The following is a 22,274-nucleotide window of genomic DNA, read 5'->3' as shown; positions in this document are numbered from 1 at the left end:
TGCTGTGGATAGAGTTACATTTAAAGAAACACTTTCTGACTTTTTTGATGCTGTTTTTTCAGTAAACGCTCCTTTGCTTAAAACACTACGATTATTATTTTTAAATCCTGGTAAGCTATTTAGAGAATACCTTTCAGGTAAAAGAAAAACGTACTACAAGCCCGTAGCTTTTTTTATTATTATTACTGTAGTCCATATCCTAATACGAAACCTTATTGAGTTTGATGCTTTAGAAAATGTAAAAGTTCAAAAAAGAGAAGGCTATGATACTACCCTTACAGTTGCAGCAGGCAAGTTTATGTTTCAAAATGTAAACAATTTCTTGTTCGTTTTTGTGGGAACTATGGCACTCATGTTAAAAATGTTTTTCTACAAACGTTATTTTTTGGCAGAGTATGTTGCGGTCTCCTTTTATATGGTAGCTGCATATACTATAATTGGGACTTTTAATGCTTTTTTTATGAAGTTTGTAGATAATAGTATACAGTATCTGGCTATTATCGCAATGCTAATTTATTATTGTCTCGCCTTGGTTTCATACTTTAAAAAACCAGCCTTTTGGATTATTGTAAAAGGTTTTTTTAGTTATGTCTTTGCTACAATTTTATATATGATTATTGCCTACGGAATTTCATTTTTAATAGTTTGGTCTCGTAGCTAATGGCTGGTATCTATATACATATTCCGTTTTGTAAACAAGCGTGTCACTATTGTGATTTTCATTTTTCTACATCTTTAAAAAAGAGAGATGAAATAATTACTGCTATCTGTAAAGAGTTGGAGTTACGTAAACACGAAATGTCACAAGAAGTAACCACTATTTACTTTGGAGGTGGAACGCCTAGTGTTTTAATGCCTTCAGAAATTGAGCTTATAATTAATCAGCTACATAAACAGTATAAAGTTATTTCTCACCCTGAAATTACATTAGAAGCAAACCCAGATGACCTTTCAGAAAAAATAATTAGGGAGTTTTCAAAATCTCCAATAAACCGTCTTAGTATAGGTGTGCAATCTTTTTTTGAAGAAGATTTAAAACTCATGAATCGTGCACACAATGCTGCAGAAGCATATAAGTCGATTGAATTAACAAAGCAGTATTTTGAAAACTATAGTATTGACCTTATCTACGGAATTCCACAAATGAGTAATCAACGTTGGTTAGAAAACATAGATAAAGCTATGCAATTAAATGTGCCCCATCTTTCTTGTTATGCATTAACGGTAGAGCCTAACACAGCTTTGCAAACCTTTATTAAAAAAGGAGTTATTGCTCCTGTAGAAGACGCTGTGGCACAAGAGCATCATTCACTATTAGTTGAGGTTACAGAAAAAATGGGATACAATAATTATGAGTTTTCAAACTTTGGAAAGAAAGGTTTCTACTCTCAAAACAATATGGCATACTGGCAAGGCAAGCCTTATTTAGGTGTAGGCCCTTCGGCTCATAGTTATAATGGAGAACAACGCAGCTGGAATATCGCCAATAATAGTATTTATTTAAAAAAAATTACCAAGGGAGAAGTTCCTCAAGAAATAGAAAAACTCTCTTTAACAGATAAATATAATGAATATGTAATGACACGTTTACGAACAATGTGGGGTATATCTCTGGACGAGGTAAATACACTATTTGGTAAAACGTATTTAGAATATTTACATAAACAAGCCCAGCAACATATTACAAATGGGTTATTAGAAATTAAAGAGCAAAGAATGCTAGTCACTAAAAAAGGCAAGTTTTTAAGTGATGGTATAGCAAGTGACTTATTTTTATTGAATTTACAATAAGTTCATTGTATCTTAGAAGCTGTGAAGGCAACAATAAAAATAAAAGAGCACTTATATACAGTTAATTTATCTAACCCTATTGATATTTCTATCGCGCTGCGAGCTTCAGAAAAAAATCCTGAGGCATGGTATTTATCACCACCCACTATAAAACCTGTAGTTTTAGATAATTGGGTGGGAAGTGTACAGGAAGGAGCCTCGGTAAACTTTAACACTATAACATTTAATCCACATGCTCATGGAACACATACCGAATGTGTTGGGCATATATCCAAGGAGTTTCATGCAATTTCAAAAACACTTGATCGTTTCTTTTTTGTTGCTGAACTAATTTCAGTAGCGCCAGAATTAAAAGGAGAGGACGAGGTTATTTCAGAAAAACAAATAAAAGCACTACTTAAAAACAAAAAACCTGAAGCCTTAATTATACGAACCTTACCTAATACAAAAGATAAAAAGCAGCGCCAGTATAGTCATACTAATTGGCCGTATTTAGACCATAAAGCAGCTCAATTTTTAAGAGAGATAGGTGTAGAGCATTTGTTAATAGACTTACCAAGTGTTGACAAAGAAAAAGACGATGGCGCATTGCTAGCACATAAAGCATTTTGGGATTACCCTAAAAACCCAAGACTAAATGCTACTATAACCGAATTTATTTACGTGCGAAATAGAGTAAAAGACGGGAGTTTTATACTCAACCTACAAGTAGCTAGATTTAATAATGATGCTGCACCAAGTAGGCCTGTTTTATATGAAATTGAGTCATGAGGATAGTAGGTTTATTTTTTCTCTTTTCATTTTCCTTCTGTTTTTCCCAAAACTATGAGCAAGTAGATGCTACCATACAGTTATATCCTGAGCGAGTAAATAGTGCAGAAGAACTTTCAAGATTTATTACACGAGATTTTAAAACCGAAGACGATAAAGTACGAGCTATTTATTCTTGGCTTATTAAAAATGTTGCCTACGACCCAGATGAGTATAAACAATTTGATTATAGCTTTAAAAACTACAGAGACCGAAACCAAAAAGAGGAAAAAACAAGGGCTAAAATTATACAGAGAACCCTCTCCAAAGGGATAGCCGTTTGTGAAGGCTATGCAATGGTTTTTGAGCGCTTATGCCAATTGCAAGGCATGGATAATTATTTAGTTAGAGGGGATATAAAAACAAGTTTTGATGACATTGGCAGACCCTTTAAAACCGTCCATATGTGGAATATAGTTATTATTGACGGTAAAGCACACTTGTTTGACGCTACTTGGGGAGCTGGAAAATACAACGGTAAATTTATAAAAGAACCTAATTACTTTTTCTACAAAACACCACCACATCTTTTTGTAAAAACACATTTTCCAACACAGCAAGAAGATACTTTGTTAAAGGAGCAAATTACAAAAGAACAGTTTGCATCGTGGCCAATAATAATAGCACCAAAATTGCCACTAGATGCTATAGAAAACCCAGTTAATGGAATTATTTCTTCTGAAAACCTTTTAGGTGAAATTAACTTTAGTATCAAATTAGATAGTGAACAAGCGATTAGTTATAGCTACGGAAATACTAAAACTCCAATAGAAACTACAAAAGAAAATGGAATGACTACTTTTACCATTCCAATTGAGTTAGGACAAGAAAACTTGCTTATTTATTTTAACGATACCCCTGCCTTAGCTTATAAAGTAAAGTAGTTTATGGATATTGAAAACTTTAGAGAATATTGTTTATCCAAAAAAGGAGTTACGGAAAGTTTTCCTTTTGATGAACACACCTTAGTCTTTAAAGTAATGGGTAAAATGTTTGCTTTATGTGGTCTAGAAAGAGTACCGGCACAAGTGAACCTTAAATGTGACCCAGAGCGCTCAGTAAGCTTAAGAGCAGAGTATGACGGTACAATTATTCCGGGATACCATATGAGCAAGCTACATTGGAATACCGTTTATATGCAAGAAATCCCACCAAAATTACTAGTAGAGTTGATAGACCATAGTTACAATCTGGTAGTCGCAAACCTTACTAAAAAACTTAAAGAGGAACTTAATACCTTATAATACTTAATGCAAACACCCCAAGAATTTTACAGTTCTCAGATTGAAGAAAAGTCTGCTAATCTAGCCCAAATTAAAAAGCGATTGTTACTGCTAAGTCTTTTGCGATTAGGCGTTTTTTGTGTAGTTGGATTTGCAATGTATCTAACTTTTGCTAATACGCCTTTATTTGTTGGGATACTAGTTGGAGGGCTTATCTTATTTATTTTTTTGGTAGTAAAGCATACAGGTGTAACCTATAAAAAAGAGTGGTGTAAAAAGCTATTAGCACTTAATAAAGATGAATTAAAGGTGCTTAATGGACAACGAGACCATTTATTTTCTGGAGAAGAATATAAAGACGATACCCATGCTTATTGTAATGACATTGATCTTTTTGGGGAAGGCTCTTTTTTTCAGTACATAAACAGAACAGCCCTAGAGACTGGAAGAAATACCTTAGCTTTTTTACTTAAAGAGAATGTAATTAATAAAATTCAGATAAAGCAAGAAGCTATAAAAGAGCTAGCAGCAATACCAAAATGGAGACAAGATTTTTCGGCTACAGCAAGTTTAGTTAAAACTGAAGTGTCTGCTAAAAAAGTAATAAAGTGGCTACAAGACTATCAACCTTTTGTTCCAAAAATAATGCAATGGATGCCTATTGTATTTTCAATACTTTCAGTAATATTTTTCACGGCATACTTTTTAGATTTTATTTCGGGATATGTAGTGTTTGGATGGTTTTTGGTGGGGTTGGCTATTTCTGGTGCATACCTAAAAAAGGTAAATACACTTTCGGCTCATACAGCTCAAATTCAGAGTACATTTCAGCAATATTATAAGCTTTTATCAAAAATTGAAGCACAAGAATTTTCTTCTCAATTGCTTTCAGAAAAAAAAGTAAGTATCATTGATAAAACTAAGAATGCATCTTCAATTTTAAAGCAATTTTCTAAAAGATTAGATGCCTTAGACCAACGTAATAACATGTTGATTGGGGTTTTGGCTAACGGATTTATGCTTCGAGATTTAAAACAATCATTATTAATAGAACAATGGATTGCGACCTATAAAGATGAGGTGAATACTTGGTTTAAAGCAATTACTTTTTTTGATAGTTATAATAGTCTTGGAAACTTTGTTTTTAATCACCCAAAGTATGTTTTTCCTATTATTAATAACAATGATGTGATTATTGACTCAAAGCAAATAGGGCACCCATTACTTAATCCAAATAAAGTGGTGCGAAGCGATTTTTCAATTGCTAAAGAAACTTTCTTCATTGTTACAGGAGCAAATATGGCTGGGAAAAGCACTTTTTTACGTACAGTTGGATTACAAATTGTGATGGCAAATTTAGGATTACCTGTTTCTGCTGAAAAAGTAAATTATAGTCCTATAAAATTAATTTCTAGCATGCAGACTTCAGATAGCTTAACAGATGACGAATCCTACTTTTTTAGTGAGTTAAAAAGACTAAAATATATTGTAGAAGCCATTAAACAAGACGAATATTTTATAATTCTGGATGAAATCCTGAAAGGAACCAATAGTACCGATAAGGCACAAGGTTCTAGGAAGTTTATTGATAAGCTAGTTGCTTCAAAATCTACAGGAATTATTGCAACACATGACCTTAGTTTGTGTGATGCTGCAAATGAGTATGAAGAAGTTAAGAACTATTATTTTGATGCCGAAATTGTAAACAACGAACTATATTTTGATTACACTTTAAAAAAAGGAATTTGTCAAAATATGAATGCTTCTTTTTTATTAAAAAAAATGGGTATAGTTAACTAATGGATTCAGTAACTCAAATAGTTCTAGGAGCAGCTGTTGGTGAAGCAGTTTTAGGGAGAAAAGTTGGCAACAAGGCAATGTTGTATGGTGCTATTGGAGGAACTATTCCAGACTTAGACATTATTTGTAACTACTTTGTAGATACAGTAACTGCATTAGAATGGCATCGAGGAGTTACACATTCTATTCTTTTTTCTATAGTTGCGGCTCCTTTGTTTGGTTGGCTTATTTCTAGGTGGGAAAAAATAGCTACTGCAAAAGATTGGTCATGGCTTTTCTTTTTTTGTTTTCTAACCCACCCCTTACTTGACGCGCATACCACTTGGGGGACACAACTTTTTTGGCCGTTTGATTTGCGTTTAGCGTATAAAAACATATTTGTTATAGACCCATTGTATACACTCCCTTTTTTAGTGTTTTTACTATTGGCAATGCGTCGAAATCGAACAGACCTTAAACGACGTAGACTTAATAATTTAGGGTTATGGGTAAGTAGTAGTTATCTACTTTTAACAATTGCATTAAAAGGATTTACGTATGTGAAGTTTAAAAATAGCTTAGATGAACAAGGCATATTTTATACTGAAATTGAAACAAAACCAGCACCTTTAACGACTATTTTATGGACAGCCAATGTTGATGTTGGAGATGCTTTTTTAATTGCAGATTATTCTTTATTTGATAGTAAACCAATTGAATTTTATGACCACCCAAAAAACCATCATTGGTTGGGAGATTTAAAAGAGAATGAAAAAATAAAAAGGCTTATAAAATTAACAAACGGTTGGTATACCATTACTCAAAAGGATGGCAATCTATACTTTAACGATTTACGTTTTGGAGTACTAAGTGCAAACCCAGCTAGTAAAGAATACGTCTTTAGTTTTTTGTTAGATGGAACAAGAGAGAAATTAACCATAACCGAAAATCAAAAAAGACCGGAAGACGCTGCAACTCTATTAAGCGATTTATGGGTGCGTATAAAAGGGAATTAAGATTCAAAAGATATATAGTTTGAAAAACTCGTCAGTTCGAGTGAATTTTTTGAGTAACAATGAAAAAAAATCGTACTAAGAAGAACAACTTTGCTATTAAATTAGTTCTTGATACGATTTTTTGTTCTTCAAAATCACCCAAACTTACGCTTAATCTTATAGACAATCATACTAAGGCAGCAAATAAGAATAAGTGCTTATTCCTTTATTTCTGTGCCAAATTTATCCATTTCAGTATCACACTTTTTACAAGTATAACCCCCAAATAATGCTTGTCTTTGATTAGCTGGCTTTCTAACAATAGGTTGTTTTGTGTTACACTTTGGACAAAAAACTCTTTTAAAATTAATGCCAAAATCTGAGTATTTACTGTTTTTGCCAATTAACGAAAACAAAAATAGGAGCAATAAAAGTAAACCAAGGCTAACTAAAAATACTTTCATTTTTTTAATAACTTATTTTAAAATAATCCTAAAATATCTACTGTAAATAACTAATTAAGAACTCATATCCGCTACTATTTTCCAGGCACCGTTAATCTTCTTAAAAATGATTAAAAAATTACCATTAGCATCGCCAACCTTTCTTTTAAGGTAGTACCTGCCCATTACCCAGTAGCTATTATCTTCAATTTTTGAAATATCATCAATCTCAAAATTTAAGGTGCCACTATGCTCCTTTGTTGGGTATCCTTTTTTGTAATTATCTAGCGTTTGTTGCCACCCTTTTGTGAGTCCGCTTTTACCATAAAACTTTAAGGAGTCACTTTTCCAATAACCATCCATAAAACCTTCTAAGTCATTGGCGCTCCAAGCTTCTTGTTGAATTTTCATTACTTCAAGAATAGCTTTTTTGTCCTCTATTTCTGTAGATTGCGCTATACAAGATGTTGTTGTTATTGTAAAAATTAAAAGAAAGAAAAAAGTTCTCATTGTGTACATTTGTTTCAGCTAAAGATACTTCCTTTTTATACTTTTATAAAGTAAACTTTTGTAATGACAGATATCACCATTGTAACCGCTAAGCAATACCTAACGCTTTCTGAAGAAAATGAATATACGGCAAACATTGCAAAAGAATACTACTTACTAAAAAATGCACTTGAAGAAAAAGGTTTTACTGTAGCGAGAACCCATTGGGATAATCCAGATTATGACTGGTCAAAGACTAAAGTAGCTGTTATTAGAACTGTTTGGGATTATTTTGAAAAGTTTGAAGCATTCTCGAAATGGATGAAAGTGGCAGCAACCAAAACAAAACTTATCAATCCACTAGCATTACAGCAATGGAATAGTCATAAATTTTACCTCTCTAATTTAGAGAAAAAAGGAGTAAGAATAGTACCTACGGAATTTGTAAATAAAGGAGCAACCCAAACTTTGCGAGAAATTTCAGAAAAAAGAGACTGGCAAAAAATGGTCATCAAACCAGCGATTTCTGCAGCGGCGTTCCATACCTATGTAGTTTCAAAAGAAGATTTTGAAGATAAAGAACAGCTTTTTAATGAGCTCTTACAAACAAGAGATATGTTAGTACAGGAGTTTCAAGAAACAATTACAACAATGGGTGAAGCGTCTTTAATGGTGTTTGGAGGAAAATTTACCCACGCCATATTAAAGAAAGCCAAAGAGGGAGATTTTAGGGTACAAGACGATTTTGGCGGGACTGTGCACCCTTATACACCTACAGATAATGAAATAAAATTTGCAGAGTTTGCTAATGCTCAATGCCCTGTGAATCCTATATATGGAAGAGTTGATATTATTTGGGACAATGAAGGTCTTTGTTATCTGTCTGAAATGGAATTTCTTGATCCAGAAATCTGGTTGCGCAATGCTAAAGAAAGCGCTACTGTTTTAGCTGAAGCGATTAGTAAAGAGCTTAATTAAAATTCCTCTTCAAAAAGTACACTTGGGTTGGGACATAGTTTTTTCCACTTTTCAATTTCTGAAGGAAATGCTACGCCATTATAATTTTCAGTTTCATTTAATAAATCAGTAATAAACTGAAAATGAAGATGCGAGACCCAATGCCCATTTTCCTCTTCACTACCTAAATAAGCTAGTAGTTCTCCTTGTTTAACGTTTTTCCCTTTAGGCGAAATAACTAATGACTCTTTACTTAAATGTCCATATAATGTATAAAATGGAGCTGTTTCTGTCTCGTGCTTTAAAACCAATAAAGGACCGTAATCTTTATGATAATTATTATCATGAGCAATTACAATAGTACCATCAAAAGGAACATGAACAGCTGTGCTTTCGGGAAGCCAAAAATCTGTTCCTAGGTGGATGTTTCTATATTCTTTTACTCCATGTAATGTGCGTTCAAAATTAGGAGTATTGTAAAAGGCACGTTCTTCTAAGTATCCGTTGGCCAGTAAACTCATTGGATATTTATTTTGAAATTTTGTAATCTTTTCTCTAGCCAAGTCTAGGTTTTCATGTAAAGGATCTTCTCTAAAGAAATCACTATTTACACTCATGTCAATAGCTGTAATTTCTGTAAAATTTACAGTAGGGAAGAGCGTGTGTAAGGATGTTTTTGGAAACATCAGGCAAAGGTAAATATTTATTTCACTCGGAATTCATGGAGCAGAGGGAACCTTCAGAAATTTTAACAAAAAAACCTCACGGTTTTCTTTACTTGATAATAAATAAACAATGAGGCTTTTTAAAACAAACTCTTAAACCCTATAAAACTCCCTTTTGCTTCTTGTAAAAAGCGTTGGCTTGATCTTGTAGTAAAGAGCGCGCAATTTTACGCTTGTAGTCGTACAATTCTTGTTCTTCTGCTATATCTGCATATACGCGATTATTTACATCTCTATCTGTTGTGACAAGGACATCACGTTGTGTTTTTTGTTGTGCTACCCAAGATTTTAGCGCGCTTTCTTCTTCTTCTAGCTTTAAGTCGTAAGCTCCTTTTGGCGATAGTAGCTTTGCAATAATTGGAGAAGTTTCAATAGCTAAAAACAAAAGAAAAATAAAGAAAGAAGGTAGCCAAGGTAATTTGTCTAGAGCATTAACACGTGCCATTAACCCATCGAAACCATCAATAACTGGCTGCGTCTCGGCAACTTTATCTTGATACTCTTTAGCAAGGAGTGCCATTTGTGCTTCGTTAGTTTCTATCTTTTCAGCATTAGTAATACGTAATTCTTGTAAAGCAGCTAACTCTGCATCGTGCTTTTCTCGTTTTTCTTTGTACACAGGTCCTTTTCCTAGAAGTTCGGTTCCAGCACGTCCTTCGGCTTCAGCAATATAGGTTTCATATAACTCATTTACAGAAGTTTCCTTATCAGCTATTTCTTGCTTTAAGGCTTCGTTTTCAGCAGTAAGAGCGTCAATTGCTGGGGTGTATTGTAAGGCTAATTGATCTTTGTTTGCCAAAGTCATATCGTTTTTTTCTTCAAGAAGAACTTGATTAATTTCCTTTTCAAAAATTTTCATTTCTAATGGTTTAGAAATAACGATAGCAATTATAATAGCAAGTGCAATACGTGGGGTTGCTTGTAAAAATTCGTCAAAAAAATTGTCTCTTTTTTTAATAGTAGAAACAATAAACCTGTCGAGATTAAAAATCAATAGGCCCCAAATGAGACCAAAGAAAATGGCAGTAAACAAATTATCGAATACTGTATAAAGTGCATAAGAGCCAGCAATTGCAGCCATAACAGCCGTAAAGAAGACGGTAGCACCAATGCCAGCATATTTTGTGTTTTCTCCAGGAGAGCAGTCTTCAAGAATAGCAGTATCTGCACCAGAACAGAAGATAAAAAAACGTTGTAACATAGTATGATTGTATTTTGATTGACAGACTATTAGAACGTGTATTTCTTGATTTTGTTACACATTTACTGGAATTATCTTCTTTACACTTTCAAAGTATTTTAGCCTTTCCTTTTTTAAATAAACCATTCCTCTTTAAGAAGTAAGAGGAATGGTTTTACAATTCTATGTTGTGTTGGGTTTTTTATTCTAGTTAGAAAGTTTTACAACATGGGTACCATTATTAGTATTTGTCGAGATATTGATGTTTTTGTTCTTCTTTACAATACCTATTGCCTCGTCACTTGTTATTTTTTTATTGTTGTAATAAAATGTTGCTCCTTCTTTTGCCATTTCAATTACATGATCTAATGGAACTGGTGGTGCAGGTGGTGGTGGAGGTGGTGGTGGATCTTTCTTGTCTAATGCTGGTGGAGGTGGAGGTGGTGGAGGTAATAATTTAAAACCTCCGTTAGCTTTGGCGTAACGAGTTTTTTGAAACTCTGCCTCAACTTTATTTAAAAATTCTTTAGAAGAACCTTTAATTAGTATAGAAGGGTGTGCCGATGTGTAATCTGTTTCTTCCCAATCTTTTGTGTACTCATCTAGTTTACGGGCAAAATCCTTTAACTTAATATATTTATTATTGAGCTTAATTTTATTATTTATTATTTCTAGAACAAACGCTTTTTTGTTATTTCTTTCAGCACCTTCAAGGTATTCTTGTGCATAAGTTTTTTGAGTACTTGTACTTTTTTTATTGGGCTTTGGAGGTAAACATTCTGGGAAAGGTTCTGCATCTGTCTTTTGCTTATCAGACATTAGCCTATAAATCGTTTCTAAACGTTCAAGGTCTTTTAGTTTTATAACACGTTTTTCAATAGCAATGGCATTGTACTTTTTTGCTAGAGCGTTATATTCTTTCATTTGTTCTCGAGAAGCTCCTTTTTTGGACTCATCCTTATATAAATTTTGTGTGTTTGGATTAGCAATTGGTCTGTTTCCTTTTCCACGAACTACTTCTTGATTTCCAGCAACTAACCTATAAAACCCATAATCCCAGAGCGCATCAAATATAAATTGAACTTCTTCATTAGGGACTACCTTGGGTTGTATAATGTGTATATTTAAAATGTTGTTGCGGTCTTCTGTGCTAATGTCTTGATGAAAACCAGATGCTACTCTAGCTAATGTTTTTTTGGCAGTCTTAATTCCATTTAGCTCGTAAGTACCATCATTCAGTATTTTTATATCCATACTTCGTGCAGTTAAGTCAGGATTAGTAGTAATCACTTCTGTAGGTTCATTAAAGACCTCCTTTTTGGTACTAAAGCCGTGCAGTAATAATGCCAGTAATGGTAGTAGTAAAAGGGACTTTAAACCTAAATTCTTTTTTGATGTTTGTGTTTTCATAACTGTAAATCGTTTTTTAATTGATGAATAATTAATTGAATGTGCCAACTGTGGCGTTAGAGCATTTGATGAGAATGCCAGTAGTGTTTTTTGATATTTTGTAGGCTCAAACCCTTGATGTAATACAGAAGCATCTGCCAAAAACTCATGATTTAATTTGGCACTTTTCTTTATAAAATAAAGTAGTGGGTTAAACCAAAAGAGGATTTGCAGTAGTTCTAGGAATAAAACATCTAACGTGTGCTTTTGTTTAGCATGTGCTTCTTCGTGTATAATTACCTCTGGTGGAATTTCATTACGTTCTATTTTCCTTTTACTGAAAAATATATATCGTAAAAAAGTATGAGGGACTACTTTTTGACCTAGTAAAACATGGGTGTATTTCTTAACTTTTAGGGTGGGGTTGGATTTAATTTTTAAAATAATTTGATTTAGATTTCTAAAAAACCGAAATCCAAAAATGGCAACTCCTATGAAGTACAATGACCATAAAATTATTGGAGTATAATTTATTTTTTCTTCAATAATTGTAGTGGGAACAACATTTGATGTTTCAGAAATTACAAATGCTTTAGTTTCGGCTATTGGAAGTGAAACATAGGATGTAAATGTTATAAATGGGATACCAAAAGAAAGTACAACAGCTAATAGTAAATAAAAACGCTTAAAAAAATGGAAACTAGTAGTTTCAAAAAACGCTTTGTAAAAAATATAAAAAGCCAAAAGGCAGCCCGAAGATTTTAAGAGGTAGATTTCCATGACTACTTATTTTTAATTTGTTGATCAATGATTTTTTTTAAATCCTCAAGTTCTTCTTTACTTAGATTGGTTTCTTCAGTAAAAAAGGAGGCAAACTGGGAAGCACTATTATTAAAAAAGTTTTTAATTAGCCCATTTACATGAGTAGAGAAATAGTCTTTTTTCTTAACTAAAGGAAAATACTCCCTAGAACGACCTAATTGCTTATATCCTACAAAATTCTTGTCTTGCATACGCCTCAAAAGGGTTGCAATAGTGGTGGTTGCAGGTTTTGGGTCTTCATAACCTTCAATAAGGTCTTTCATAAATGCTTTTTTCTGTTTCCACAGAATTTGCATGAGTTGTTCTTCAGCATTAGATAATTGCATTGTTCTACAAAATTAGAATTAACTCTACAAATGTAGAATATAATTTTTAATTCTACAAATGTAGAGATTAAAAAAACTTGATTATCTATTATATGGATACTCGTTTACCCAATGAAAACCACGATTAATAAGCCTTATTTTTGATAAGTCTCGTGATTTACACTTAATAAGGAGGGTGTCACTATCCAAAATCCCTGAAAGCGTTAAAAGGCTATCTTTTTTTTGAATTGTAAAGTTGTTGGTGACGGTTGTATCATTTCTTTTACGTATTGAAACTTTTGTTAAGTTACTGTCAAGCTTAAAGCTATAATAGTTAATACTGTCATTTATCATTTTTACATTAGCGTAATTTTTTTGGTCAATTACTAAATATCTCCACCTATCGTTTAAAGTAATTAATGGAGGTAGGGTATCGCTGTTTTTTACAAAATGAGTTACTTCCCAAATACCATAGAATTCTGGTTTTTCACGTTTGTCTCCAAAATTTCTTTCTCGGCTATACCCTTGAAAACACATAATTGCCACCAAGCCTAATGTACAAACTAGCTTAAACCAGAATATTACTTTATGGTACACTTTATCTACAACTGGTGTATAATAGTTTACAGCCATGGCGTCTTTATTTTTAATAAACACGTTTGTAAACCTTTTAATGTCTTTAAAGAACAATATGGCTGCTAGAACAAAAAGATTGATAGAAAATAGCTTTACGGGGATGTCATAGAATAAATTCATCATAGCTACATGAAACATAACCCCCATGGTAATAAAAGCTCCTAATGTTACTGTACGTCTTGGTATAAGTAATAAACCGCCTATTACTTCCATAGCGCCAACAAAAATGTTGAAACCTTCACTTTGTGCCATATACGTCCATGCTAATCCCATGGGTGACAAATCTCCAACGGGTTGTAATAACCTCATTAATGAAGGTCCAGCAAACTGCGTTTTATAAATTTTTACAAAGCCATAAGTAAACATGAAAAAGATTAAAAACATTCTTAAGAGTACAGTAAGCCAATAAAATAGTGTGTTGTAAGAAACTCTTTTTCTGTCTATAGCAGTCCAAATAATGCTTCCCAAAACCATTAGAAATATTTGAAAAACCAAACTTATATAAGCCATAGTGGTGTCTCCACTTCCAGTCATAAAATATTCTAACTTACCTTCAGTATGTAATATGTTTTCTCCAATCCATACAAAAAGCCCCTCAAAAAGTCTACTCCCAAACATTAGGAAAATGTAAGTTGTGGCGTATAGAAAAATAAAACGAAATAAAACTTTGGTCCAAAATGACCAAGGAGTAGTAAGGTCTTGAGTGAAATTCATTAGTTAGCTATTCTGGTATTAAAATAGACGAGATACATAAAGGTGCGTTGCGTTCCTAAATTTTAAAATACATTTGTATATAAATATAACAATCAAAAATGAGTTTAGAACGAGAAGTGTCTAAGAGAGCAAATAATGTTTGTGAGTTTTGTTCTTCTGAAGAAAAACTAGGGGTTTATGAAATTCCAAATTCGCCAACTTACAAAGAAAAAGTAGAAACTTCCTTATGGCTCTGTAGCATTTGTAGATCTCAACTTGAAGATGCAGATACTAGAGATGTAAATCATTGGCGGTTATTAAATGATAGTATTTGGAGCCCAGTTTCTGGTGTAAAAGTATTGTCTTGGCGTATGCTTCACAGACTTAAAGCCGAAGGCTGGCCCCAAGACCTATTGGATATGATGTATCTTGATGAAGAGGAGAAAGAATGGGCAGCTGCTTCTGGAGATGCAGAAGATAAAAGCAAACAACTTGTTCATAGAGATAGTAACGGAAATATTTTACAATCTGGAGACAGCGTGGTTTTAATTAAAGACCTAAAAGTAAAGGGATCAAGTATGATTGCAAAACAAGGAACTGCAGTACGTCGTATCTCGCTAGACCATGAAAATGAAACCTACATTGAAGGGAAGGTAGATGGACAACAAATAGTTATTATAACAGACTACGTAAAGAAAATCTAATAGTAAGTTATATCAAATGTGATTGTAACATCTTCAGTACTTTTATAATGTGAGATAGGATTGCTTTTCTTGTCATAAGTAACCACATCATTTTTATAATCTGTACTTAATAACTCTCCTCTTTTTGTGTAATAATATGTGTTGTTAGAGTTGTTTCCATAGGCATCTGTTAGTGCTTCAGAAATTACGGTATGTGTTGCTATATCTTGATAGCTGTAAACACTACTTTGGGATATTGCCCCAGTATTTTTATCATAGAAAATAGCACTAGTAACTCTATCTAGGTTGTCATATCCGTAACGCTCTATAATAGTTCCAGTACTTAAATCATCCTTTTGAATGTATAGCCCTTTTTCATTATAGTGATATTTACTGCCAGAACCATCAGAGTATTTTTCTTCAACTATATAGCCATCTGCATTAGTTTTATACTTGGCATTTGTATAATCTGTTTTTACAGATTTTAAAAACCCATTTTTATCATAATTATATTTTGTTATCCCAAAACCAGTATCTAATGTGGTCGATTTTCCTTCTTCATCAAAACTAAATAACATATCAATATTTTCATTTTTATACCTAATAGATTTTACCTTGTGATAAATAAGGTAATGGTCTGTGGTATATTGAAGGGGTATTGGATTGTGAGGAGCCACTCTGTAATTCATTTTGTATTGAGAATGAATTACAGAGACTGAAAATAGTAATAGTAAAAAAAGTAAATTTTTCATATCTCAAATGTTTTACGTTAGCAAAGTATGAGATATTGTATTGTTAAACCATACGGCAGTTGTCGTATATAAAAAAGCCTCTCTATGCAGAAAGGCTTTCTAGTTTTATGTATTCATTTCAGTAAAATAATGATAAAATTGTGGAATGGTCTCAATTCCCTTTAGGTAGTTCCAAACGCCAAAATGTTCATTAGGAGAGTGAATAGCGTCGCTGTCTAAACCAAAGCCCATTAAAATAGTTTTACTTTGTAGTTCTTTTTCAAATAATGAAACAATAGGAATACTACCACCACTACGCTGTGGGATTGGTGTTTTGCCAAAAGTTGATTCATAAGCTTTTTCGGCAGCTTTATAACCTTTACTATCAATTGGAGTTACATATGCCTGCCCGCCATGATGTGGATTTACTTTTACGGTTACACCTTTAGGTGCAATACTTTCAAAATGTGCTTTAAATAAATCTGTTATTTTTTTCCAATCTTGATCTGGCACTAAGCGCATGCTAATTTTTGCAAAGGCTTTACTTGCAATAACTGTTTTAGCACCTTCGCCTATGTATCCACCCCAAATTCCGTTGACATCTAGTGTAGGACGAATACTATTTCGCTCATTTGTTGTATAACCAGCTTCGCCATAGACATCTTCTATATCTAATGCTTTACAATAGGCTTCTTTACTAAAAGGAGCTTCAGCCATTTTAGCACGTTCTTCTGTCGAGAGCTCTTCTACATCATCGTAAAAGCCTGGAATGGTAATATGATTGTTTTCATCGTGTAAAGAAGCAATCATTTTTGTTAATATGTTGATAGGGTTTGCTACTGCGCCACCATATAGACCACTATGTAAATCTCTATTAGGGCCGGTTACTTCTACCTCAACATAGCTAAGCCCACGAAGTCCCGTTGTAATACTTGGGATGTCATTAGCAATCATTCCAGTATCGCTAATTAAAATAACATCATTAGCAAGTTTTTCTCTGTTTCGTTCTACAAACCATCCTAGACTTTCACTACCTACTTCTTCTTCACCTTCAATCATAAATTTTACATTACACGGCAACTGGTTAGTAGCAGTCATATACTCTAACGCTTTTACGTGCATATACATTTGCCCTTTATCATCACAACTACCTCTAGCAAAAATAGCACCCTCGGGATGTAATTTTGTTTTTTTAATAACTGGCTTAAAAGGAGGGCTGTCCCACAAATCAACTGGATCTGGAGGTTGTACGTCATAATGTCCATACACTAAAACAGTAGGCAGGCTTTTATCAATTTTTTTTTCTCCAAATACAATGGGATATCCGGGTGTCTCACATATCTCAACGGTATCGCATCCAGCTTTTTCTAAACTACTTTTTATAATTGATGCAGTTTTAATTACATCTTCTTTGTAAGCAGAATCTGCACTAATACTTGGGATTTTTAATAACTGAACAAGCTCTTCAATAAAGCGGTCTTTGTGTTCTTGTATATAGGGTCTCGCACTTTTCATAGTCAGTTTTTGGTGTTTCTTCAAAAATAAAGATTTTGACTAACTTTATTGTTGTTATTTATGTTAGATATATGAAAAATAGTTACTTTAAATTACCTTTTTCTTTTCTGGAAGAAGAGCTTGTAAATGATTTTAAAATTTGTTTAGAAAATAAATTTACAGATCATTTTAATAGTAGTGATTATGAAGGAGTATGGAGTTCTATTTCCTTACGTTCTCCTTCTGGAAGTATATCTGATATAAAAGCTCATTCTAATAATAACTTTATAGATACCAAACTACTCGATGCTTGTTCATATTTTAAAGAAATTATAGGTCAGTTTAAATGTGAAAAAGAATCTATTAGAATCCTAAATTTAGAGCCTAATAGTAAAATTAAAGAACATAGAGATTTAAATCTTGGTTATGAAGACGGGGTTTTTAGAATTCATATACCAATAATTACAAATAATGAGGTTTTGTTTTTTATTAATAATAAACTAGTGAAAATGGCTGTTGGGAGTTGTTGGTATGGAAACTTTAATTTACCTCACAGAGTAGAGAATAACGGTGCTACGCAGCGAGTACATCTCGTTATGGACTGTATTAGAAATAATTGGAGTGATACCTTATTTGAAAAAATAGGGTATGACTTTTCTTTTGAAAAAAAGGAACCTATTTACGATATAAAAACAAAAAGAAAAATGATTGAAGCATTAAAACTTCAAGACAATGAGGCAGCTAAAGAACTAATAACCACTTTACAAAGAGAAATTGCAACAACATTAAAAAATAAATAAAAAGTAATTTTTCTTTTAAAACAATTAATTATATTTGCCGTCCCTTTGCGGGCGTGATGGAATTGGTAGACATGCTAGACTTAGGATCTAGTGCTTCACGGCGTGGGAGTTCGAGTCTCCCCGCCCGCACAAATAAAAAAGCTAACTTTAACGAGTTAGCTTTTTTATTTTATTGTTACTACATCAAGGCTGTAAAATACTAATTTCCCAAGTGTTTTTAACCCTGCTGTAAAGTTTGCGTTCGTGAAGTCTAGTTTCCTTAAACCTCATAAACTCAATTCGTGTAGGTTTAATAATAATACCACTCCAAGTTTCTGGGCATTCTATTTCTTTTCCTTCAAATTCTATTATTTTTTGATTGAATTGATTTTGTAAATACTTAATACTCTCTATTTTTTTTCCTTGTTGAAATCCAAATGATACTATTTGAGAGGATCGATTTCTTTCATTAAAATATTTTCTTGCTTTATGGGTTGAAACCTTTGTTACATCTCCCTGTATACGTACTTGACGTTGTGTCTCTGTCCACCAAAAAGATAATGCTGCTTTGGGAGTTTCTTCGACTTCGGTTCCTTTTCTTGAGTTTAAGGGGCCTGTTATTACAAATCCTTCTTCAGTAACTTCTTTTAAAGAAACAAACCTCGAATTTGGATAGCCATCCAATCCTATTGTAGATAGACAACATGCTGCAGGTAATTTTAGTTTGCTGGCTTGCTTTTCTTCAGAAAACCACTTTTCAAAAAGCTCTAATGGGTTCATTTACATATTGTTTATTACTTAGTTTCATCAATTATCTCTTTAATTATAACTTTTTCTTTATTGTCTAATTTAGGATTAGAAGCTTTTTTGGCTTTTTTTTTAAGATGTATCTCGTAATACATCCCAAAATGGTCACTTCCAAAATACTTTGACCGCTCCATTTTTTTTACAAAAAGATCTTCTGTGTGAAATAAATGATCCAATGGAAAACGCATAAACCAATATCCTGCATGATAAGTAGGGAAAAACCCCCTGCCTACTCTAGGGTCTATCATGCCTGTCATTTTTTTAAAAAGTCTAGTTGTTCGGCTCCAAACAACATCATTCATGTCACCACATACAATGGTGGGTTTATTTTGATTTCTAATTTTTTTCCCTGTAATCATTAACTCTGCATCACGCTCTTTGCTGGTTTCATTTTCTGTTGGGCTAGGGGGAGCAGGGTGAAGACACGTAAAAAATATAGTATTATTAGTATCAATTAGAAATTCAAAAAAAATAGAAGGAACATCATCTTGTACTTGAAATTGTGTAGAAACATTATGCAATTCTTTTTTTGAATACAAATGCATACCATAGTAATTTTCTAATGGGATTTTTACAGTATAAGGGTATTCTTTTTCTAGTGATTTAAGTTTGTTTTCCCATTCTTGATTAGACTCCATAGTTAACACTAAATCTGCATCAAACTTATTAACTTCTTTTAAAAAAGAACTGAAACTCTTATTGTCCTGTAATATATTGGCAGCAAATATTGATGCTTTTCCAACACTTGGGAAAGACGGTTTTTTTCTAGGATAAATTGAACTATACCTAAACACTTTTTGTAATTGGTAACCAATGCTTACGAGTAACCCTAGAGCAACTATAATTTCAAAAACCGATAGTTCCCAACCTAAAAGAAGTAGTAGCCCCAATAGTATAACTTCTATTACAATGGATTGTAGCCTTACAAAATCTGCAGTTCTAAAAAACCAATGCGGATTCTCTATAGCTGGTAAAAAAGCTGAAATAGAGAAAAAGACACAAACTATGTACAGTACAATCATACCTTAAAATTACGAGTTTTACTTTTAATAATGTCTATTTTTGACATATGAATATTGAGTACGATATACTAATAATAGGTGGCGGAGCAGCAGGTTTTTTTTCTGCAATAAATACAGCAGAACAAAACCCAACTTGTAAAATAGCCATTTTAGAAAGAGGAAAAGAAGTACTCACTAAAGTAAAAATTTCAGGTGGTGGTAGATGTAATGTAACCCATGCTGAATTTATCCCTAAAGATTTATCCAAAAACTACCCTAGGGGAGAAAAAGAACTGTTAGGCCCCTTCCATAGTTTTATGACTGGAGATACCATTGCATGGTTTCAGGAAAGAGGAGTAGAATTAAAGATTGAAGAAGATGGACGAATGTTTCCTACTAGTAATAGCTCTCAAACTATTATAGATTGCTTCGTTTCTGAAACAAAAAGATTAGGTATTGATGTGCTTAAAAATACTTCTGTTAAAAATATAGTTAAAACTGCTGAAGGCTTTACTCTTTCAACAACTTCTGAAGTTTTTTGTTCTAAAAAACTTGTAGTTGCGTCTGGAAGTAATCCTAAAATTTGGAAACTTCTAGAAAATTTAGGACATACCATTATTCCGCCTGTACCATCATTATTTACTTTTAATATTAAAGAGGAGTCTATTCTAGATTTACAAGGAATCACTACTGAAGTAACAGTAGAAGTTTTATCTGAAAAAGGCAAAGTAACATTAACTAGTGAAGGGCCTTTGCTTATAACTCATTGGGGTATGAGTGGCCCAGCTATTTTAAAACTATCTGCTTGGGGAGCACGTATTTTAGAGCCCACTAACTATAAATTTAAAATTCGAGTTAATTGGTTAGAGTATTTTAATCTAGAAGATGCAACGGAGAAACTATTGGAATTAAAACGTCTAAACCCAAAACAAACATTACAAAAATATGCTCAGTTTGATTTGCCAAAGAGACTATGGCAAAATTTACTTAGAGCTGCATCCATTCCAGAAACTCAAACTTGGGCAGATGTTACAAAAAAACAATTAGTAAAACTTTCAGAGATGCTAACGAAAAGTATATTTCAAGTAGAAGGGAAGAGTACATTTAAAGAAGAATTTGTAACTGCTGGGGGTGTAAACTTAAAAGAAGTAAACTTTAAAACTTTTGAGAGTAAAATTAACTCTAATCTTTATTTTGCTGGTGAAGTATTAAATATAGATGCAATTACTGGCGGGTTTAATTTTCAAAATGCTTGGACAGGAGGTTATATAGTTGCTCAATCAATTTCAAATTAATATGGTAAAATATGTTGCTTTAATAAGGGGCATTAATGTTGGAGGTCATAAAAGGTTTTTAAAGACAGAACAGCTAGATATGCTTAATCAGCTAGGGCTTAATGAACCAAAAGTATATTTACATACTGGCAACTGGTTATTTAAAAGTGAGGAAACAAAAAGTGTGTTATCTCAAAAAATTATCAAAGCAATTCAATCAAAATTTGGTTGGGAAGTACCTGTTTTAGTTTTAACAATTTCTGAAGTTAAAATCATCCTAGAAAACTGTCCTTTTACTGAAGAAAAAAAACAGAAAAGTTACTTTGTTATATTTTCAGAAACTCCAGCTAAGCATTTAGCTGAAGAAGTCAATAAAATATCCTATCCAAATGAAGAAATAGTAATAAAAGATAACTGCCTTTACTTTTATAGCTCAGTTGGGTATGGAAAAACAAAGTTTAGTATGAATTCTTTTGAAAAGAAATTACAAGTAAACGCTACTTCCAGAAACTTTAATACGCTTAACAAAATACTAGACTTGTCAATCTAAACCTGTGCTTACCTCTGTGTTTTTATCTTTTGATAGCATCGTATAAATAGCCTCAATTTGCTTTTTTAATTGCGCATTTTCACGTTCTAAATTTTCAACTTTACTATGTAAAGCTTTAATACTTTGTACATACAAAGCATCATAAGTGCCATAAGGTGTTTGATAAAATCCAAGATTATCCTTTTTTACATTTTCTGGGAACACACCCATAAGTTCCTGTGCTATAAAACCATATTGTTTTCCTTTAGGTCTTTTAGTTCCTGTTTGAGTGTCATTCCATTGGTAAGTAACACCGCGCATTTTTAAAAGTTGACTCAATGCTTTTTCTTCAGAAAAGGTCTCAATGTTCCTTTTTAATCTAGCATCACTATTTGCTAGCCAGTCGCCAGCAGTAGTTTTTGAAGCATCGCCTTCAATTTCTAGGATGTTTGTAGTAGGTAATCTTGAGATTCCCATTTTACCATCTTTTAGAATATTTAAAGCATTATTTGTAGTATTGTTGGCTACAACAAAAAGTCTATCAGAGCCTATAGCAATAGTAGTGCTAGAAGGAGTGTAAGAGGCACTTTCATAACCTACTACGGTTTCGCCAAAAGAATATGCTGTTACAGCATTTCCAAATGCATGAGAATTATCTCCAGCTGCGACACTTCCACTCCCAGCAGCAAAACTCTCGTTACCCGAAGAGGAGGATCCTTGAAAGGAAATAGCGGAGTTC

The 22,274-nt window shown here is 33.0% G+C and carries 24 protein-coding genes and 1 tRNA gene; 13 read left to right on the top strand and 12 right to left on the bottom strand.

The genetic code is table 11. The features are described from left to right. Positions 1–4: 4 nt before the first annotated feature. Genes RM538_RS10045 through RM538_RS10015 form a run of 7 tightly spaced genes read left to right on the top strand, consistent with a single transcriptional unit; the run spans position 5 to position 6,619 of the window. Positions 5–661, top strand: a complete 657-nt coding sequence (locus tag RM538_RS10045) for a DUF3667 domain-containing protein (RefSeq protein ID WP_311333298.1) — start codon at positions 5–7, stop codon at positions 659–661. Then, the gene (gene hemW / locus RM538_RS10040; protein WP_311333297.1) at positions 661–1,791 is read left to right on the top strand and encodes a radical SAM family heme chaperone HemW; all 1,131 of its coding nucleotides are present in this window, start codon (positions 661–663) and stop codon (positions 1,789–1,791) included. Before RM538_RS10045 ends, hemW begins: the two co-directional genes overlap by 1 nt. Positions 1,792–1,812: 21 nt before the next feature. Beyond that, complete coding sequence (locus tag RM538_RS10035) at positions 1,813–2,562, top strand: cyclase family protein (RefSeq protein WP_311333296.1); 750 nt, start codon at positions 1,813–1,815, stop codon at positions 2,560–2,562. Next, positions 2,559–3,485 carry a transglutaminase domain-containing protein gene (locus RM538_RS10030; protein WP_311333295.1) on the top strand — a complete coding sequence of 309 codons (927 nt, stop codon included), beginning with the start codon at positions 2,559–2,561 and terminating at the stop codon, positions 3,483–3,485. Before RM538_RS10035 ends, RM538_RS10030 begins: the two co-directional genes overlap by 4 nt. A gap of 3 nt (positions 3,486–3,488) precedes the next feature. Next, positions 3,489–3,845, top strand: coding sequence for an MmcQ/YjbR family DNA-binding protein (locus RM538_RS10025; protein ID WP_311333294.1), 357 nt, complete (start codon positions 3,489–3,491; stop codon positions 3,843–3,845). Positions 3,846–3,851: 6 nt separating this feature from the next. Continuing rightward, entirely contained in the window at positions 3,852–5,624 is a 1,773-nt protein-coding gene (locus RM538_RS10020) for a MutS-related protein (RefSeq protein WP_311333293.1), read from the top strand. Continuing rightward, entirely contained in the window at positions 5,624–6,619 is a 996-nt protein-coding gene (locus tag RM538_RS10015; protein ID WP_311333292.1) for a metal-dependent hydrolase, read from the top strand. The genes RM538_RS10020 and RM538_RS10015 overlap by 1 nt, the downstream gene beginning before the upstream one ends. A gap of 197 nt (positions 6,620–6,816) precedes the next feature. On the opposite strand, the gene RM538_RS10010 is transcribed toward RM538_RS10015, so the two are convergent. Then, positions 6,817–7,062 (bottom strand): hypothetical protein, encoded by a 246-nt coding sequence (locus tag RM538_RS10010; protein WP_311333291.1) that lies wholly within the window; start codon positions 7,060–7,062, stop codon positions 6,817–6,819. 54 nt (positions 7,063–7,116) lie between these two features. Next, positions 7,117–7,551 (bottom strand): YybH family protein, encoded by a 435-nt coding sequence (locus tag RM538_RS10005; protein ID WP_311333290.1) that lies wholly within the window; start codon positions 7,549–7,551, stop codon positions 7,117–7,119. A 63-nt stretch (positions 7,552–7,614) separates the two neighbouring features. On the opposite strand from RM538_RS10005, the gene RM538_RS10000 reads away from it, so the two are divergent. Continuing rightward, complete coding sequence (locus tag RM538_RS10000) at positions 7,615–8,508, top strand: ATP-grasp domain-containing protein (protein WP_311333289.1); 894 nt, start codon at positions 7,615–7,617, stop codon at positions 8,506–8,508. Here the strand turns inward: RM538_RS10000 and RM538_RS09995 are convergent. The 5 genes from RM538_RS09995 to RM538_RS09975 form a co-directional block, all read right to left on the bottom strand. After that, positions 8,505–9,173 carry a peptidoglycan DD-metalloendopeptidase family protein gene (locus RM538_RS09995; protein ID WP_311333288.1) on the bottom strand — a complete coding sequence of 223 codons (669 nt, stop codon included), beginning with the start codon at positions 9,171–9,173 and terminating at the stop codon, positions 8,505–8,507. The genes RM538_RS10000 and RM538_RS09995 overlap by 4 nt on opposite strands. Before the next feature lie 139 nt (positions 9,174–9,312). Beyond that, complete coding sequence (locus RM538_RS09990; RefSeq protein ID WP_311333287.1) at positions 9,313–10,413, bottom strand: DUF4407 domain-containing protein; 1,101 nt, start codon at positions 10,411–10,413, stop codon at positions 9,313–9,315. A 186-nt stretch (positions 10,414–10,599) separates the two neighbouring features. Continuing rightward, positions 10,600–12,561: a M56 family metallopeptidase gene (locus RM538_RS09985; RefSeq protein ID WP_311333286.1), complete on the bottom strand. Its 1,962-nt coding sequence runs from the start codon at positions 12,559–12,561 to the stop codon at positions 10,600–10,602. Between the two features lie 2 nt (positions 12,562–12,563). Further along, on the bottom strand, positions 12,564–12,929 hold the full coding sequence (locus tag RM538_RS09980; RefSeq protein ID WP_311333285.1) for a BlaI/MecI/CopY family transcriptional regulator: 366 nt from the start codon (positions 12,927–12,929) through the stop codon (positions 12,564–12,566). 81 nt (positions 12,930–13,010) lie between these two features. Beyond that, a complete protein-coding gene (locus tag RM538_RS09975) occupies positions 13,011–14,258 on the bottom strand; it encodes a hypothetical protein (RefSeq protein WP_311333284.1) in 1,248 nt (415 codons plus the stop codon). Positions 14,259–14,356: 98 nt separating this feature from the next. Between RM538_RS09975 and RM538_RS09970 the strand changes: the two genes are divergently transcribed. Next, positions 14,357–14,941, top strand: coding sequence for a PhnA domain-containing protein (locus RM538_RS09970; RefSeq protein WP_311333283.1), 585 nt, complete (start codon positions 14,357–14,359; stop codon positions 14,939–14,941). On the opposite strand, the gene RM538_RS09965 is transcribed toward RM538_RS09970, so the two are convergent. Together RM538_RS09965 and RM538_RS09960 are read right to left on the bottom strand one after the other, a co-directional pair. Next, on the bottom strand, positions 14,938–15,672 hold the full coding sequence (locus tag RM538_RS09965; protein ID WP_311333282.1) for a hypothetical protein: 735 nt from the start codon (positions 15,670–15,672) through the stop codon (positions 14,938–14,940). The genes RM538_RS09970 and RM538_RS09965 overlap by 4 nt on opposite strands. A gap of 105 nt (positions 15,673–15,777) precedes the next feature. After that, a complete protein-coding gene (locus RM538_RS09960) occupies positions 15,778–17,166 on the bottom strand; it encodes a dipeptidase (RefSeq protein WP_311333281.1) in 1,389 nt (462 codons plus the stop codon). A 71-nt stretch (positions 17,167–17,237) separates the two neighbouring features. On the opposite strand from RM538_RS09960, the gene RM538_RS09955 reads away from it, so the two are divergent. Continuing rightward, on the top strand, positions 17,238–17,945 hold the full coding sequence (locus RM538_RS09955) for an aspartyl/asparaginyl beta-hydroxylase domain-containing protein (RefSeq protein WP_311333280.1): 708 nt from the start codon (positions 17,238–17,240) through the stop codon (positions 17,943–17,945). Positions 17,946–17,992: 47 nt separating this feature from the next. Next, positions 17,993–18,074: transfer RNA gene (locus RM538_RS09950), tRNA-Leu, on the top strand. A gap of 54 nt (positions 18,075–18,128) precedes the next feature. Here RM538_RS09950 and pdxH read toward each other — a convergent pair. Both pdxH and RM538_RS09940 read right to left on the bottom strand, forming a co-directional pair. Continuing rightward, positions 18,129–18,704 carry a pyridoxamine 5'-phosphate oxidase gene (pdxH, locus tag RM538_RS09945; protein WP_311333279.1) on the bottom strand — a complete coding sequence of 192 codons (576 nt, stop codon included), beginning with the start codon at positions 18,702–18,704 and terminating at the stop codon, positions 18,129–18,131. 14 nt (positions 18,705–18,718) lie between these two features. Further along, a complete protein-coding gene (locus RM538_RS09940; RefSeq protein ID WP_311333278.1) occupies positions 18,719–19,753 on the bottom strand; it encodes an endonuclease/exonuclease/phosphatase family protein in 1,035 nt (344 codons plus the stop codon). A 47-nt stretch (positions 19,754–19,800) separates the two neighbouring features. Between RM538_RS09940 and RM538_RS09935 the strand changes: the two genes are divergently transcribed. Together RM538_RS09935 and RM538_RS09930 are read left to right on the top strand one after the other, a co-directional pair. Next, positions 19,801–21,027, top strand: coding sequence for a BaiN/RdsA family NAD(P)/FAD-dependent oxidoreductase (locus RM538_RS09935; protein WP_311333277.1), 1,227 nt, complete (start codon positions 19,801–19,803; stop codon positions 21,025–21,027). Between the two features lies 1 nt (position 21,028). Beyond that, positions 21,029–21,556 carry a DUF1697 domain-containing protein gene (locus RM538_RS09930; protein WP_311333276.1) on the top strand — a complete coding sequence of 176 codons (528 nt, stop codon included), beginning with the start codon at positions 21,029–21,031 and terminating at the stop codon, positions 21,554–21,556. On the opposite strand, the gene RM538_RS09925 is transcribed toward RM538_RS09930, so the two are convergent. Then, a partial coding sequence (locus RM538_RS09925; protein WP_311333275.1) for a tail fiber domain-containing protein occupies positions 21,548–22,274 on the bottom strand: 727 nt, incomplete at its 5' end. The two genes, RM538_RS09930 and RM538_RS09925, sit on opposite strands and share 9 nt — an antisense overlap.

Source organism: Patiriisocius hiemis (assembly GCF_031846325.1).
In the GTDB taxonomy this organism is placed as follows: domain Bacteria; phylum Bacteroidota; class Bacteroidia; order Flavobacteriales; family Flavobacteriaceae; genus Patiriisocius_A; species Patiriisocius_A hiemis.
This window is presented reverse-complemented; position numbering and strand designations above follow the sequence as displayed.